Origin of the sequence: Pseudoduganella sp. R-31, from assembly GCF_049913235.1 — a bacterium.
Classification (GTDB): Bacteria; Pseudomonadota; Gammaproteobacteria; order Burkholderiales; family Burkholderiaceae_D; genus Rugamonas.
This window is the reverse complement of the sequence record NZ_CP183986.1, coordinates 5,775,180-5,789,180: the sequence shown is the minus strand read 5'-3', so window position 1 is coordinate 5,789,180 and position 14,001 is coordinate 5,775,180. Positions and strand designations below refer to the sequence as shown.

14 protein-coding genes and 1 tRNA gene are annotated in these 14,001 nt (G+C 62.3%); 9 read left to right on the top strand and 6 right to left on the bottom strand.

Features of this window, described 5'->3' with window-relative positions:
* Nucleotides 1–1,008, top strand: coding sequence for a class 1 fructose-bisphosphatase (locus tag ACN9MY_RS26360; protein WP_426164418.1), 1,008 nt, complete (start codon nucleotides 1–3; stop codon nucleotides 1,006–1,008).
* A 67-nt stretch (nucleotides 1,009–1,075) separates the two neighbouring features.
* A tRNA-Thr gene (locus ACN9MY_RS26355) sits at nucleotides 1,076–1,151 on the top strand.
* 49 nt (nucleotides 1,152–1,200) lie between these two features.
* Here ACN9MY_RS26355 and ACN9MY_RS26350 read toward each other — a convergent pair.
* The 5 genes from ACN9MY_RS26350 to ACN9MY_RS26330 form a co-directional block, all read right to left on the bottom strand.
* Nucleotides 1,201–1,512, bottom strand: coding sequence for a hypothetical protein (locus tag ACN9MY_RS26350; protein WP_426319121.1), 312 nt, complete (start codon nucleotides 1,510–1,512; stop codon nucleotides 1,201–1,203).
* Between the two features lie 143 nt (nucleotides 1,513–1,655).
* Nucleotides 1,656–2,003 (bottom strand): hypothetical protein, encoded by a 348-nt coding sequence (locus ACN9MY_RS26345; RefSeq protein ID WP_426319120.1) that lies wholly within the window; start codon nucleotides 2,001–2,003, stop codon nucleotides 1,656–1,658.
* Between the two features lie 14 nt (nucleotides 2,004–2,017).
* On the bottom strand, nucleotides 2,018–2,524 hold the full coding sequence (locus ACN9MY_RS26340) for an SMI1/KNR4 family protein (protein WP_426319119.1): 507 nt from the start codon (nucleotides 2,522–2,524) through the stop codon (nucleotides 2,018–2,020).
* A 132-nt stretch (nucleotides 2,525–2,656) separates the two neighbouring features.
* Nucleotides 2,657–3,271: a hypothetical protein gene (locus ACN9MY_RS26335; protein ID WP_426336366.1), complete on the bottom strand. Its 615-nt coding sequence runs from the start codon at nucleotides 3,269–3,271 to the stop codon at nucleotides 2,657–2,659.
* A gap of 98 nt (nucleotides 3,272–3,369) precedes the next feature.
* On the bottom strand, nucleotides 3,370–4,302 hold the full coding sequence (locus ACN9MY_RS26330; protein ID WP_426319117.1) for an alpha/beta fold hydrolase: 933 nt from the start codon (nucleotides 4,300–4,302) through the stop codon (nucleotides 3,370–3,372).
* Between the two features lie 160 nt (nucleotides 4,303–4,462).
* On the opposite strand from ACN9MY_RS26330, the gene ACN9MY_RS26325 reads away from it, so the two are divergent.
* The gene (locus tag ACN9MY_RS26325; RefSeq protein ID WP_426164401.1) at nucleotides 4,463–5,416 is read left to right on the top strand and encodes an alpha/beta fold hydrolase; all 954 of its coding nucleotides are present in this window, start codon (nucleotides 4,463–4,465) and stop codon (nucleotides 5,414–5,416) included.
* Here the strand turns inward: ACN9MY_RS26325 and ACN9MY_RS26320 are convergent.
* The gene (locus tag ACN9MY_RS26320; protein ID WP_426164398.1) at nucleotides 5,367–6,266 is read right to left on the bottom strand and encodes a LysR family transcriptional regulator; all 900 of its coding nucleotides are present in this window, start codon (nucleotides 6,264–6,266) and stop codon (nucleotides 5,367–5,369) included. The genes ACN9MY_RS26325 and ACN9MY_RS26320 overlap by 50 nt on opposite strands.
* A gap of 128 nt (nucleotides 6,267–6,394) precedes the next feature.
* On the opposite strand from ACN9MY_RS26320, the gene ACN9MY_RS26315 reads away from it, so the two are divergent.
* The 6 genes from ACN9MY_RS26315 (at nucleotide 6,395) to ACN9MY_RS26290 (ending at nucleotide 13,997) form a co-directional block, all read left to right on the top strand.
* Complete coding sequence (locus ACN9MY_RS26315; protein WP_426319116.1) at nucleotides 6,395–8,344, top strand: TonB-dependent receptor domain-containing protein; 1,950 nt, start codon at nucleotides 6,395–6,397, stop codon at nucleotides 8,342–8,344.
* 77 nt (nucleotides 8,345–8,421) lie between these two features.
* Nucleotides 8,422–9,534, top strand: coding sequence for an isochorismate synthase (locus tag ACN9MY_RS26310; protein ID WP_426319115.1), 1,113 nt, complete (start codon nucleotides 8,422–8,424; stop codon nucleotides 9,532–9,534).
* Nucleotides 9,531–11,105, top strand: coding sequence for a (2,3-dihydroxybenzoyl)adenylate synthase (locus tag ACN9MY_RS26305; RefSeq protein WP_426319114.1), 1,575 nt, complete (start codon nucleotides 9,531–9,533; stop codon nucleotides 11,103–11,105). The genes ACN9MY_RS26310 and ACN9MY_RS26305 overlap by 4 nt, the downstream gene beginning before the upstream one ends.
* Before the next feature lie 15 nt (nucleotides 11,106–11,120).
* Entirely contained in the window at nucleotides 11,121–11,981 is an 861-nt protein-coding gene (locus ACN9MY_RS26300) for an isochorismatase family protein (RefSeq protein ID WP_426164386.1), read from the top strand.
* Between the two features lie 8 nt (nucleotides 11,982–11,989).
* Entirely contained in the window at nucleotides 11,990–12,823 is an 834-nt protein-coding gene (gene dhbA / locus ACN9MY_RS26295) for a 2,3-dihydro-2,3-dihydroxybenzoate dehydrogenase (RefSeq protein ID WP_426164384.1), read from the top strand.
* A 16-nt stretch (nucleotides 12,824–12,839) separates the two neighbouring features.
* Nucleotides 12,840–13,997, top strand: a complete 1,158-nt coding sequence (locus tag ACN9MY_RS26290) for an efflux RND transporter periplasmic adaptor subunit (RefSeq protein ID WP_426319113.1) — start codon at nucleotides 12,840–12,842, stop codon at nucleotides 13,995–13,997.
* The last annotated feature ends 4 nt before the right edge of the window (nucleotides 13,998–14,001 follow it).

The following is a 14,001-nucleotide window of genomic DNA, read 5'->3' as shown; positions in this document are numbered from 1 at the left end:
ATGAAACGTATCAGCCTGACCCAATACCTCGTTGAAGAACAACGCCAGCACCACTCCATTCCGGCCGAACTGCGCCTCCTGATCGAGGTGGTGGGCCGCGCCTGCAAAACCATTTCCCACAGCGTCGGCAAGGGCGCACTTGGCGAAGTGCTCGGCGCGCTGGAATCGGAAAACGTGCAGGGCGAAGTCCAGAAGAAGCTGGATGTGATCTCCAACGAGATCCTGCTGGAAGCGAACGAATGGGGCGGCCACCTGGCGGCAATGGCTTCGGAAGAAATGGAAGACATCCACCCGATTCCTAACCGTTATCCGAAAGGCGAATACCTGCTGGTGTTCGACCCACTGGATGGCTCCTCCAACATCGACGTCAACGTATCGATCGGCACCATCTTCTCCGTGCTGAAAGCACCGGAAGGCATGACCGAGCCGACCGAACAGGACTTCCTGCAGCCAGGCGCCAAGCAAGTGGCCGCCGGCTACGCCCTGTACGGCCCGCAAACCCTGCTGGTGCTCACCACCGGTAACGGCGTGAACTGCTTCACCCTGGACCGCGAGATGGGTTCGTGGGTGCTGACCCAGCGCAATATGCAGATTCCTGCCAAGACCAAGGAATTCGCGATCAACTCGTCCAACCAGCGCCACTGGCATGCGCCGGTACAGCGCTACATCGGCGAACTGCTGGCAGGCACCACCGGTCCGCGCGGCACCGATTTCAATATGCGCTGGATCGCCTCCATGGTGGCCGACGTGCACCGTATCTTGAACCGCGGCGGCATCTTCATGTACCCGGCCGACCTGAAAGATCCAAGCAAGCCAGGCCGCCTGCGCCTGATGTACGAAGCGAACCCCATGTCCTTCATCGTCGAACAGGCCGGCGGCATGGCCACCGACGGCAAGCGCCGCATCCTCGACATCCAGCCTGAGAAGCTGCACCAGCGCGTGCCGGTCTTCCTCGGTTCCCGCGACGAAGTGGCACTGGTTACCAGCTATCACCAGGAAGGCGTGTAATTTTTACAATGATGGCGTCCCGATACTAGCAAACGCGCAAGTTTGTTTGCTATAATCCGGGCTCTTTGCCGGTGTAGCTCAGTTGGTAGAGCAGCTCATTCGTAATGAGAAGGTCGGGAGTTCGATTCTCTTCTCCGGCACCAGGACGTATAAAAACCCTGTCAGGTCATTGATCTGGCAGGGTTTTTTCGTTTAACGCTGGGCGAATAGTGCAATCAGCGCGAGAAATATCGCGACTTGAAGTGCGATCATTTGATGATGCTGGGCGTCCATGCGGGCGTGGAGTTTTTCCACGGCCTCGTGCAGCTTTGCTTCGAATTCTGCTCGCAACTCAAGGCGGAGGGAATTCAATCCGGTCTCGATTTGCGTCTCGATTTCCTTGAACCGGCAATCGATATGCGCCCGCAGCGCCTTCAATTCGCATGAAAGATTGACCATTGCATTCTCCAGCTGGTTCAAGCGCTCTTCGTGGTCAGCGAGCTCTGGTAGTGGCGTAACATCCATGGCGGCTCCTCAAGTGATCCTATCATTTTCGCCATACCACCAAGCGCCCGTTTGATTCAACTCAAATGTGCATGGCGCTGCGTTACTTTCCGTTACTGCGACGAGACCGCGATCGGCTTGCGATGTGCACGGGCCTTCTTTTTTCACCGCTTAAAGGTATCAAATTCAAGGTAATAGTTGACTTGGTCAATGAATTCTTGCGGCCCCGCCTTCTCCCAATTAATGGAATTCGAGATATGTGCAAGGACATTCACAAGCATCCACTCCTTCAAATTCTTATCTCTCAAAACAAGTGGAAGTTCCAAGCCGTCATCGTTTAAAAAGACCTCATCGTCTTCCAGGCTTTGCATGTAGTCCCAAGGCACATAATAAAATTCTGCCTTTTGCGGCTTCGACAACCAAGCCTCCACATCTGTATGAATCCATGCTTCCTGCTTTAGTCCTTTTAGGCCGGCTATCAGCTCCGAAATGGATTCAAAGTGCTCAATCATTGAAATTCCTTATTTTATTCGGGCCATTCGTCGGAATCATACTCTGAGTTGTGCATCAAACTATCCATGAAAATTTTGAACGAGCCAGCCAAACGTCTCTGCGCTTTGACGAAATTTTCTGCAACACTCCGAGCTGGATCAAATCCGTCTGTCGCATAGAAATGCGCCGAACCGTCACACAAATGAAGGCAAAAGAAATTCCCTCCAGGGTCGTAGGCGAAAGGAAGCAGGTGATCGGGAATGACGTCTTTTGCGCACATCAACTGATAGTGCTCTATTAGTAGCGAACTTTGAGAACCAGCAGCGCTCCTCCTGTGCCTAATCGGATAAAAGCCTGCTATTTCAAAAGGCTCCCATTCGTCGTTGCCTGGAATTAGGCTATTTTCTGGTACCCCACCGTTATATTTCAGATAGTGCTGACGAAACTCGCTTGGCAGCTTATGCTTCAGCACTGCTTCGCAAGCATCCAGGTCGACATCTTCAAGCGGTTGTGAGCAGCCGTAAAACTCGTTGTTCTTCATTCTATTGCCTCGGCTTTAAACAAGCCTCCTTCACGAAACTTTCCAGCACCAAAAGCGGCGGGCTTACCCCAAGAGGAATTCCCTGGTATTCATACAGGACTGGCATCGCGCGCAGTGGAATGCATGCTGAGCTCATTGGCAGACTCCTTTGCGGGTCTTGATCTCCCCTGACCAAATTTCAAAACACGCATCCATTGCTTCAGCCAAGGCAATTACTTTTTCCTTTGCTGCGGGGTCGTCTACGCGCTGTTCATTTGGTACGCGGTGATAGTCATACCAATCATTAGGGTCGAAGATTCCGGCCAGATGTGCATGGACCCTGAAAACGATGTGATGCATCCGCCAGCAGGTCGCGTCCTCAAACTCCCTTAGTTCATCCTTTATTGCGCTCCGGCTCTTTCCGCCCATCCAAAGTTTTGTATCAAATGCGATGGCAATTCTGCCGTAGTCCGATTGGCTTTTGTCGTAATCGGGATCGCTGAACAGCACCTTCCATCTGGGAATCTCGGCAAATCGTAGCCGGAGCGAGCACATGATCGGGCGGAATAGCCGCTGGCTTTTGTCGACCGCGTCGATCGACTGGGGCAGCTCCGTATAAAACCTTGCGAATACTTCGATCAAATGACCAACATTCGTGGGGACAAGCTCAATATAGCGCCCGATCACAAAGCCAGATTTACCCTCTTTGTTCATGGCCGGGACGTAAAACAAATCTCCCGGCTTGGCTTTGCTCGTTAGTGGTTTCAAGATTACAGTGGGCGCTATTTTCGAGGCGAATCAGATACTAAAAAAACATTTAACCATTTGCAACTCCTGCTCAATCGTGCGCATGAACTTGCTTTAGGCTATCTAGCCTTGCGTGCGAGGAAACCGCGCATCAGCTTGCCGATTTGCTCGCCTTCCTCTTCGAGGGCAAAGTGGCCGGTGTCGAGCAGGTGCAGCTCGGCTTTGGGCAGGTCGCGCAAGTAAGGCGCGGCGCCGGCAGCAGGGAAGATCTGGTCGTTCTTGCCCCAGGTGATCAGCATCGGCGGCTGGTGCTTGCGGAAGTAGGCTTGCCACTCCGGATAGCGCGCCGGATTGCTGCCGTAGCTGTAGAACAGTTCGAGTTGGATATCCTTGTTGCCGGGGCGGTCCATATAGGTCTGGTCGACGGTCCATGCGTCGGGGCTGATCTTGCTGACGTCGCGCGCGCCATGCGTGTACTGCCATTTGGTTGCGCCGATCTCGAAGAACGGTTTCAGTTTGGCGGCATTCGCTTTGGTCTTGTCAGCCCAGTAGACCTTGAACGGCGCCCAGAATTCATTGTCGATGCCTTCGGTGTAGGCATTGCCGTTCTGGACCACGATGGCGGATACGCGCTCGGGATGCGCGGCAGCCAGGCGAAAGCCGATCGGAGCGCCATAGTCTTGTACGTACAAGGCGTACTTCGATGCGCCGACGGCGACGGTGAACTTGTCGACCACGTTCGCCAGGTTGTCGAAGCTGTAGGCGAATTTGTCGACTGCGGGGGCATCGCTCTGGCCAAAACCCGGATAGTCGGGTGCGATCACGTGGTAGCGGTCGGCCAGCTGCGGAATCAGGTTGCGGAACATCTGGGACGAGGTGGGGAAGCCGTGCAGCAGGAGCACGGTGGGCGCGTCTTTCGGGCCGGCTTCGCGGTAGAAGATGTTGACGCCATCGACCTTTACGGTGCGGTAGCTTACGTCCGTGGCGGCTGCTGATGCGGTGATGGCGGCGAAGGCCAGGGCCAGGGACGCGGCGATGCGGGAGGTTTTCATGTTCGTTTCCTTCAAGAGTGGTTTTGATGGGATGGATTGTAGGAAGCGTCCCTGGGTGCCGGAACTACGCGCAGCGAAACAATCTATTTCGCCGGGCGGCGTTCCGCCTGGCGCAGGGTGTCGATAGAGTGGGGCCATTGACAATCCTCTGGAGAACAACATGAAAGCATTCGTAGCAGCTGCCGCCATTGCACTTGCCGGAGCCGCGCACGCGGCACCCGTTGCTTACCGCACCGTCGCCGTCGATGGCATCAATATCGCTTACCGCGAAGCCGGCGATGCGAGCAAGCCGACCGTCCTGCTGCTGCACGGCGTGCCAAGTTCGTCCCGCATGTACGACGGGCTGCTGCGCAGGCTGGGCGACCGCTATCACCTGTTGGCGCCGGACTATCCCGGCTTCGGCAACAGCGACGCGCCCGATCCGGCGAAGTTCGCCTACACCTTCGACAACCTGGCGGCGGTGATGCAGAAATTCACAGATGCCGTCGGTACGCAACGCTATGTGCTGCTAATGCAGGATTACGGTGCGCCGGTCGGTATGCGCATGGCACAGGCAAGGCCGCAAGCGGTGCAGGCGCTGGTGTTCCAGAACGGGAATGTGTACGAAGACGGGCTGGGCGCGATGTGGGCCAAGCGCAAGCCGTTCTGGGCGGACCGCGCCGCGCACGAGAAGGACGTCATCGCCGTGCACCAGTCAGTGGCGGCGACGCGCGCACGGCATATCGGCAGCGATCCTGCAATCGAAGCCTACGATCCGGATTTGTGGATGGATGAACATGCCTATCTCAATCGCCCTGGCCAGGCGCGCATCCAGGCCGATCTGATTTACGACTACCAGCACAACCTGGCGGCTTATCCTGAATGGCAGGCCTGGCTGAAACAGCGCCAGTTGCCCACGCTGGTGGTATGGGGCAAGCACGACCTGGCGTTCACGGTGCCCGGCGCGCAAGCCTTCAAGCGCGACAATCCTTCAGCCGAAGTGCATATCCTGGACGGTGGTCACTTTGTGATGGATACCCGGCTGGACGACGTCGCCGCGATCACCGGCGATTTCCTCGGCAAGCTCAGTTCAGGTGCGGGTGCGTCCGCAGGTGCTGCGCCAGCAGGTCAATGAATTTGCGCACCTTGGAGGAGCCGTATTTGCTTTCGCGGTGCAGGATATGCACCGGCCATGGCTCCTCTTCAAATTCCGGCAGGATGATTTTCAGCTGGCCTGTCGCCAGTTCTTCAGCCATCTGGTAGGACAGCAGGCGGCAGATGCCCAATCCTTCGACGGCCGCACGAATCGCAGCATCGTTGCTGGTTACGGTAAACCGGGGCTTGATGCGGACGGTGAGCGGATTGCCGTCGCGCCCGAATTTCCATTCGACGCGCGGCGTGATATTGCTGGCCGAAATAATCGTATGCTGCTGCAGCTCTTCCGGATGCCGCGGCACGCCATGCCGGGCAAGATACTCGGGGGAAGCGCACAGCACGCGCCGCATCTGGCCAACGCGCAAGGCCTTCATGCTGGAATCGGGCAGGGGACCCAGTCGCACGGCTACGTCCATGCCTTCTTCAATCAGGTTGACGACGCGGTCGAGGAAGTAGGCCGAGACGTCGACCTCCGGGTACTGCTTCAGGAATTGCACGATGCAGGGTGTGACGAATTGCTTCCCGAACAGGACCGAGGCGGTGACGGCCAAGTTGCCTTTGGGCTCGGCGTTGATGCCGGCGGCGGCGCCATTGGCCTCTTCGATGCTGGCCAGGATGTTGCGGCAGTCGTCCAGATAGCGCTGGCCGGCTTCGGTCAGGCGCACATTGCGCGTGGTCCGCTGCAGCAGCTGGACACCCAGCTTTTCCTCCAGCGCCGAAATGGCGCGCGTGATCGCCGCCGGCGACATGTCAAGGCTGCGCGAGGCGGCGGCAAAGCTTTCCTGCTCGCCAACCGCCACGAATACCGTCATCAGGTGCATGTGATCCATGTTTTTCCTCCTGGCGAGGATGGTAGCCGTTAATAATTAAGACAGATTAACTTTTTTGCCTTATACTTCTTGCATGATTTAATGCGAATGATTATCATTTGCGTTCATTTTAATTCTTGAACCTTGTTATGTCCCTTTCGAAATCCCTCATCGCGGCAAGCCTGGCCGCCATCGGCCTTCCTGCGTTTGCCGATGATGCAGGCGGTGTCGGCGATGGCAGCGTCGTTGTGGTAACCGCCTCCATGCGCGCCCACACCGTGGCCGCAGCACCTGCCTTCACCACCGTCATTACAGCCGAAGATATCGCCAAGTCGCCGGTCAATGGCCTGGCCGACCTGCTGCGCGACAGCGTCGGCGTCAATAACCAGACCGACGATAATGGCCGCGACGAAATCCGCATTCGCGGCCTGGGCGGCAAGTACACGCTGATGCTGGTGAACGGCAAGCGTGTCTCGTCCGGCGGAGCCTTGTGGCGCGGCGGCGATTTCGATTTCAGCTCGATCCCCCTGTCCAGCATCAAGCGGGTGGAAATTGTGCGCGGCCCAATGGCGGCGCTGTACGGCTCCGACGCGATGGGCGGCGTGATCAACATCATCACCTGGCCGGCCACCAGGGAGTGGAAGGGCAGCGTGACCGGCGAATACCGCACGGTGGACAGCGGCTATGGCGGCGACCAGTACCGCGTCGGCGCCAGCCTGTCGGGCGCGTTGAGCGACACGTTCAGCCTGTCCCTTGCCGGCGAGCGCTATGACCGCGACGCTTGGTGGGGCGCCCCGGCCAGCGACGCGACGCGCACCCCGCGCCTGGAAGAGAAAAAAGCCAGCAACCTGACCGGTACCCTGACCTGGCAACTGGCGGAAAACCAGTCGCTGGACTTCGACCTGGGCTACAACAAGGACAAGCGCCCGCGCGTGATGTACTACTATGCCTTCTACCCTGAATGGAATTTCGAATCGAAGGACATCCGCGACCAGGAAATCGAGCGCAACACCTATGGCCTGACCCACCGCGCCAACTGGGACTGGGGCAACACCACGGCCTACATCACCCGCGAGAGCGCTGAAATCCATGACTTCAACACGCGCTACGACGCACCGCAGCAGCGCACCCTGAAGGAAGAGAACACCTATGCCAAGTTCTACGGCAATACCACCCTTGGCATCAACGCGCTGACTGCCGGCGTGGACCTGCGCCGCCAGGTGATCCGCGATGCGGTCAGCTACAAGGATACCGGCAAGGTCAGCACCGACAGCAAAGCTGTTTTCATCGAGGATGAACTGGCCCTGGCCATGGATCTGCACCTGACGCTGGCCGGCCGCCTGGACGACCATAGCGTGTTTGGCAGCCACTTCTCGCCCAAGAGCTACCTGGTATGGCAAAGCAATGATTCGCTGACCGTGAAAGGCGGCATCAGCAAGGCCTTCAAGGCGCCGGACGCCTATCAGCTGACGAAGGAGTATCGTATCGTGAGCTGCGGCGGCAGCTGCTTCCTGGCCGGGAATCCGGAACTGTCTCCCGAGACCAGCACCAACTACGAGCTGGGCTTCGAAGTGCACCAGAAAGGCTGGGACCTGACCGCCGTCGCCTTCAAGAACGATGTGGACGACATGATCGTGGCGACCTACGATGCGCCGACCAATTCGCGCCGCTGGGTCAACGTTGCTCAGGCCAAGACCAAGGGCCTGGAACTGGAGGCCAGCGTGCAGCTGCATCCTTCGCTGACCCTGTCGGGCAACTTCACCCACCTGAAGGCCGACTACGTCAACGAGAACGGCAAGACTACGGTCCTGGACAACCGTCCTGAGAACGTGGGCCGCATCGGCCTGGCCTGGACCGCAGTACCCGGGGTGCAGGCGTCGCTGTCGGCGCACTATACCGGCAAGCAGTTCTACTCCGAGAAGGAACTGCCGGCCTATACCCGCGTCGACCTGGGCCTCTCGGCCAAGGTCGGCAAGCACTGGACGCTGCGCACCGGCGTCAAGAACCTGACCGATGTCGACCTGTCCGAGAAGAGCAAGAACTTCAGCTTCTTCGAATTGGGCCGCAATTACTACGTCAGCGCCACTTACGGCTTCTGACCCCGCAGGGGCATGCCCCTGAATTCCCTAGCCAGCGTAAAGCCAGCGAACCATTCAAACAGTTTGCGAGGTAGAACATGGCTACAAGCTTATTCCTGTCGCGCCACCGTTCGCTGCGTGGCAGCGGCGTTGCGGAACGCATCGAAACGCCGGCACACGATGCCGGCCGCCTGCAGGCCGATGTCGCGGCAGCCTTGCGCCGCGCGCGCGCGCGCGGCAATCCGCATCCGGTGGCGCTGGGCGCCATTCCCTTCGATACGCGCCAGCCGTCCGCGCTGGTGGTGCCGGTGGTGTCCGAATTCGTCGAGCGCGGTGATGTGGCGCGTGGCGAAGCGTCGGACTTGCCGCCCATCCTTCATACGCAGAGCATTCCCGGCGAGGAGCGCTTCAAGCAGGGCGTGCGCCAGGCTGTGGCCAACTTCGGCCTGAGCGACATCCGCAAGGCCGTGCTGTCGCGCTTGCTGGACGTCGAGCTGGCCGGCCATGCCGATGCTGGCGATATCTTCCGTCGCCTGGTATCGCGCAATCCTTCCGGTTTCCAGTTCCGCCTGCCGCTGGCCGACGGTTCGGAACTGGTGGGCGTCAGCCCCGAGCTGCTGTTGCGTAAGCAGGGCGCGCGCATGGAATCGAATCCGTTGGCCGGTTCTGCGCGACGCGATGCCGATCCGGTGCGCGATCGCGAGGTGAGCGAGGCGCTGCTGCGCTCTTCCAAGGACGCCTACGAACACCGCCTGGTGACGGACGAGATCCGCCGCGTGCTGGCGCCGGTCTGCCGCGACCTGGTGATTCCGGAGCGGCCGTCGCTGCTTTCGACTGCCGCCATGTGGCACCTGTCGACGCCGATCGAAGGCGAGCTGCACGATCCGGCGATGGGGGCGCTGGAGCTGGCCTGCCGCCTGCATCCGACGCCCGCCGTCTGCGGCTTCCCGACACGCCTGGCGCGCAAGTTGATCGACCTGGTCGAACCATTCGACCGCGGCCTGTTCGCGGGTATGGTGGGCTGGTGCGACGATGAAGGCAACGGCGAATGGGCCGTGACCATCCGCTGCGGCCGGGTGGCTGGCAACCGCGTGCAGCTGTTTGCCGGAGCCGGCATCGTGGCCGATTCCTGTCCGGATGCCGAATGGGCCGAAACCCAGGCCAAATTGCAGACCATGCTTGGCGCCCTGAGCGCAAGGGAGGCCGCGTGATCGAATTCACTCATTGGCCGCAGGACGCGGCGCAACGCTACCGCGAGCAGGGACTGTGGGCCGGCTTGCCGTTGACCGAGATCCTGGAGCGGCAGGCGCGCGAACATCCCCAGGGCATCGCCGTGATCTGCGGCGAGCGCATGCTCAGCTATCGCGAACTGGACGAGCAGGCGGAACAACTGGCGCAAGCGCTGGCCCGGCGCGGGCTGGGCGTGGGCGATACCGCCCTGGTGCAGCTGCCCAATGTGGCCGAGCTGTATATCGCTTTCTTTGGCTTGCTGAAGGCCGGCGTGGCGCCGGTGAATGCGCTGTTCAGCCATCAACGGCTGGAGCTCACGGCGTATGCGCAGCAGCTGCAGCCGAAGCTGCTGGTTGCTTCGGCCAGCCACCCCTTGTTCGCCAACGACGCGTTCGCGCGCGAGCTGGCCGTGCCGCACACCATGGTGCTGGGCGCGGACGGCTTCCGCGAACAGCCGCAGGGCATCGGGCCGCGGCCGCAGCATGCACCCGCTTCCGAAGTGGCGTTCTTCCAGCTGTCCGGCGGCAGCACCGGCACGCCCAAGCTGATCCCGCGCACCCATGACGATTACTACTACAGTGTGCGGCGCAGTGCGGAAATCTGCCGTCTGGACCGCGGCACGCGCTTCCTGTGCGCACTGCCGGCAGGCCACAACTTCCTGCTCAGCTCCCCCGGCGCGCTGGGCGTATTCCACGCCGGGGGCACCGTGGTGCTGGCGCCGGCGCCGGAACCGCTGGCCTGTTTCGCCTTGATCGAACGGCATGGCGTGAACATGGCGGCGCTGGTGCCGTCGGCAGTGGCGTTGTGGCTGCAGGCGGCGCAGCAGCCGGAACGCCGCGCGCAGCTGTCCTCGCTGCGCCTGCTGCAGGTGGGCGGCGCCAGCTTCGCCGAAGCGCTGGCGCGCCGTGTACCGCAGGAGCTGGGCTGCGCGCTGCAGCAGGTATTCGGCATGGCCGAGGGCCTGGTGAACTACACGCGCCTGGACGATCCGGACGACGTGGTCTACGCCACCCAGGGCCGCCCCATGAGTGACGCCGACGAGGTGCGCGTGCTGGACGCGGACGGCCAGCAGGTTGCCGACGGCGAGACCGGCATGCTGGCCACGCGCGGCCCTTACACCTTCCGCGGCTACTACCGCGCTGCCGAACACAATGCGCGCGTATTCGATGCGGACGGCTTCTACCACACGGGCGACCTGGTGCAGCGCAGCGCCGGCGGCAACCTGCGCGTCGTCGGCCGGGTGAAGGACCAGATCAATCGCGGCGGCGAAAAGATCGCGGCGGAGGAAGTGGAAAACCTGCTGCTGCGCCATCCGGGCGTGCTGCATGCGGCGCTGATCTCGGTGCCCCATGCGCTGCTGGGCGAAATGAGCTGCGCCTGCATCGTGCCGCGCGGCGACAGCCTGCGCCCGGTCGAACTGCGCAAATACCTGCGCGGCCTGGGCGTGGCCGACTACAAGCTGCCCGACCGCTTTGAAATGCTGGACCGCCTGCCGTTGACGGCGGTCGGCAAGACCGACAAGCTGGCGCTGCGCGCCAGCATCCCGAACTGAGATGGAGCCTGGACCATGAGTATTCCCGTTATTTCTTCCTACCCGATGCCGCAGCCGGACAGCCTGCCCGCCAACAAGGTGGCGTGGCAGCCCGAGGCCGGCCGCGCCGTGCTGCTGGTGCACGACATGCAGGATTACTTCCTGCGCTTCTATGGCCAGGACAGCGAACTGCGCACCGCGCTGGTGGCCAATATCGCCGCGCTGTGCGCATGGGCGCGGGCGGCCGGCGTGCCGGTGGTGTACACCGCGCAGCCGGTCAAGCAGAGCCCGGAAGAGCGCGCGCTGCTGAACGATATGTGGGGCCCGGGCCTGACCACAGCCGATCCGGCGCTGCAGCAGGTGACCGCCGCGCTGGCGCCGCTGCCGGGCGATACGGTACTGGTCAAATGGCGCTACAGCGCCTTCCAGCGCTCCGAGCTGCAGTCCCTGATGCGCGATTGGGGCCGCGACCAGCTGCTGATCGCCGGCGTGTACGCCCATATCGGCTGCATGACGACTGCGCTGGACGCCTTCATGCGCGACGTGCAGCCGTTCATGGTTGCCGACGCGCTGGCCGACTTCAGCGAAGAGGAGCATCGCATGGCGCTGCGCTACGTGGCTGGTCGCTGCGGCAGCGTGACCCATACGGCGCAGGTGCTCGCCGCGCGTCCGCCGCTGACCATCGACTGGCTGCGCGCCAGCCTGCTGCCGCGCCTGGAGGAGGGCAGCTTCGGGCCGGACGACAACCTGGTCGATTACGGCCTCGATTCGCTGGAAGTGATGGCGCTGGTGGCCGAATGGGAGAAGCTGGGCTTGCGCGTCAGCTTCGAAGAATTGGCCGGCACGCCGACGCTCAACGCGTGGTGGGACGTCCTGCAGCGCAAGATCGCCGCATGAGGTGAGCCATGTTCCTGGCCGACCAGAACAACCTCGCTTCGGCGCGTCCGCAGGCGCCGCCGCGTCCTCCCGGCTTCCACTTCGAAGGGCGCCAGGTATGGGTGACCGGCGCCGGGCGCGGCATCGGCTACCAGGCGGCGATGGCGTTTCGCCAGCTGGGTGCACGCGTGATCGGCATCGACCGATGCTTCGATTCGGAGCTGGGCTCGCGGCACGGCAAGAAGTACCCGTTCAAGACCGTGCAGCTCGATATCACCGACCGCGCGGCGATCGCCGCGGCTTTCGACCAGCTGCTGCTGGAAACGCCGCGGGTGGATGTGCTGGTCAACGCGGCCGGCGTGCTGCGCCTGGGGCGGCTGGAGAACACCAGCGCCGAGGACTGGCAGGCCTGCTTCGACATTAATGTCAGCGGCGTGTTCCACATCCTCAGCCGGCTGCTGCCGCAGTTCAAGGCGCAGCGTTTCGGCAGTATCGTCAACGTGGCGTCGAACGCGGCGCACGTCCCGCGCCTGAACATGGTGGCCTATTGCGCTTCCAAGTCGGCGCTGGTGAGCCTGAGCCATTGCGCGGGACTGGAGCTGGCGCAGTACGGCGTGCGCTGCAACCTGGTGTCGCCCGGCTCCACCGATACGCCGATGCTGCGCTCCATGCTGCCGGACGACGAAGGCATGCAGCGCACCATCGCCGGCCTGCCCGAGCAGTTCAAGTTGGGCATCCCGTTGCGCAAGATTGCCACCGCGCGCGAGATCGCCAACACCATTGTTTTCCTGGCCTCCGACCTGGCCAGCCATATCACCATGCAGGACCTGGTCGTCGACGGCGGAGCCACGCTGGCAGCATGACCGGATTGGAGCAAATATGCGATTCATGAAGTACCTGCCGGCCCTGTTGCTGCTGGCCGCCTGTGGCGCGAAAGACGAGAAGCCGCCCGCGCCGGCGGTGCCGGAAGTGGCCGTGGCCACGCTGGCGCTGGAGAAGCTGCCGCTGAACAGTGAGCTGGCGGGCCGCGTGGCGGCCGTGCGCGTGTCGGAAGTGCGGCCGCAGGTCGACGGCGTGATCGTGGGGCGCTATTTCGAGGAAGGCGCCGACGTGCGGGCCGGGCAACTGCTGTACCGCATCGACAGTGCCAGCTATGCGGCGCGGCAGGAGCAGGCCAGCGCCGAGCTGGCGCTGGAAAAGGCCAGCCTGGTCAACCTGCGCGTGATCGCCGAGCGCTACGCACGCCTGCTGGATTCGCGCACGGTGACGCAGCAGGACCACGACCTGGCGCAAGCCAACTATCAGCAGGGCCTGGCCCGCGTGCGCGCACGCCAGGCATCGCTGCGGGCGGCGGAAATCGACCTGCAGCGCACCGAGGTGCGTGCCGCCATCGCCGGCCGCATCGGGCGCGCGGAAGCCACCGAAGGCGCGCTGGTATCGCGCGCGCAGCAGGAACCTCTGGCGCGCGTGCAGCAGCTTGACCCCGTGTATGTGGACGTGGTGCAGTCCAGCCAGCAGATGCTGGCCTTGCAGCGTGCGCTGCGCAGCGGCAGCCTGAAGCCGGGAGCGCGCGCCGTGACGCTGGCGCTGGAAGACGGCAGCGAGTACGCCCATGCCGGCGAGTTGCAGTTCGCGGAAATGCAGGTGGACCAGCAGACCGGCATGGTGACGCTGCGGGCGCGCTTTCCGAATCCGGAGCGCCTGCTGGTTCCCGGCATGTACGTCCGGGCGCGCGTCGAGCACGGCGTGCAGCCGGAAGTGGTGATGCTCCCGCAGCAGGCGGTGCGCCTGGGCGAAGGGGAGAAGGCGTCGGCGCTGGTGGTCAACGCAAAGGGCGAGGTCGAATTGCGCGAGCTGGTGCTGGCCGGAAGCCACCAGGGACGCTGGGCTGCGCTGTCGGGTGTCCGGGCGGGCGAGCGAGTGATCGTCGAGGGGGCCATGAAGGCGGCGCCGGGAGGGCGCGTCAATGCGGTCGAGTGGCGCGGTGCGGCCCTGGGCGCGGCATCCGTTCCGGTGCAGCCGGGGCACGAGGGCTGAGCGG